This is a genomic window from Burkholderia sp. Ac-20353, assembly GCF_017104785.1.
GTDB lineage: Bacteria > Pseudomonadota > Gammaproteobacteria > Burkholderiales > Burkholderiaceae > Burkholderia.
On record NZ_JAAGPL010000475.1, the window covers coordinates 1 to 1,485 of the forward strand.

A 1,485-nucleotide genomic window follows, 5' to 3' on the forward strand; every position below is an offset into this window, starting at 1 on the left:
CATGTCGTTATACACATCGTGACCGGCGAATCGCGGCCGCGAAAGAACACGTTTACTTTCAATGGCATAGAGCAGCGCTTGTAAACTGTCGGCGGATCGCGTCTACTTTCCGCTTTTGAGCGGATGCCTTGGTCACCGAATCGACGCCCTGGACGCAAACGGAATTCGAGCAACTGGACCTTGGCGACGCGCGCCTGAACAAGCGAGCGAGGCTTTTGATGGAAAGAATGGCGGCCGATCCGACGGCCAGTGTGCCTCAGGCATGTCATGGCTGGGGTGAAACGATAGCGGCGTACCGTTTCTTCGACAACGACAAGGTCCAGTGGCATGCGATTCTGGAGCCGCATTGGCTGCAGACGCAAAAACGGATGCAAACGCATCAGGTCGTGCTGTGTCTGCAAGACACCACCGAGCTTGATTTTAACGGTCAGGAGGCGATCGGACTGGGACCGTTGACCTACGAGGCGCAGCGCGGGATGTTTGTTCACCCGACCTATGCGGTGACGCCGCAGCGCGAGCCGCTGGGTATTCTGGACGCGTGGATGTGGGCCCGCGAGAAGAAGGACGAATCCGGCCAGCGTGGCGGGCCCAAGGAAAGTTTGCGTTGGATCGAAGGCTACGAGCGCATCGCCGAGATGGCGCCGGACATGCCATCGACCCGCCTGGTGTATGTGGCCGACCGCGAAGCGGATCTGATGGCGTTGATGGAGTGCGCCGATGCGTTGGGCAACCCGGCCGACTGGCTGGTACGTGCCGCTCATAACCGCTGCCTGCCTGAAGGCGATAAGTTGTGGGCGCGCGCCACGCACGGCGAAGCGGTGGGCGAACTCGCCTTCCCGATGGCCGCGCGCCAAGGCGTGAAAGCGCGCACGGTGCGCCAGCGCCTGTGGCTGCAGCGCGTGCAGTTGCCCGCGAGCAAGGGCAAAAGCATCGCTGCAACGTGCCTGGTCGCGCGCGAGTTTGACGCGCCTGCTGGCGTCAAGCCGATCGAATGGCGCTTGCTGACTAACCGTACGGCGACCACGCTGGATGAAGCGATCGAATTGATCGAGTGGTATCGGGCGAGATGGGAAATCGAGATCCTGTTCAACGTTCTGAAGAACGGCTGTCAGGTCGAAGAGCTGCAGTTGGGCACGATTGAACGACTCGAGCGTGCGTTGGCGCTGTTTCTTGTGGTGGCTTGGCGTGTGACCTATCTGATGCGGCTGGGGCGGACCTGTCCTGATTTGGACGCGCGTCTGTTCTTCGATCCCGATGAAATTCGGGCCGCCCACTTGCTCACGAAATCGCGTATGCCAGCGCAACCCACGCTCAACGACGTGTTGTGCTTGGTCGCACGCCTCGGCGGTTTCCTCGCTCGCAAGGGCGACGGCGAACCCGGCGCAGAGACCATCTGGAAGGGACTCACGAAAGTTCATATCGCTGCGGAAACCATGCGTCTATTGCGTGACGACGACGGTGACGGGACTTGCGTATAACGAGATG

At 60.8% G+C, this 1,485-nt stretch carries 1 protein-coding gene; it reads left to right on the top strand.

The features are described 5' to 3' along the window. Positions 1-128: 128 nt before the first annotated feature. Positions 129-1,478 carry an IS4 family transposase gene (locus G3N94_RS41405; protein WP_205799917.1) on the top strand — a complete coding sequence of 450 codons (1,350 nt, stop codon included), beginning with the start codon at positions 129-131 and terminating at the stop codon, positions 1,476-1,478. The last annotated feature ends 7 nt before the right edge of the window (positions 1,479-1,485 follow it).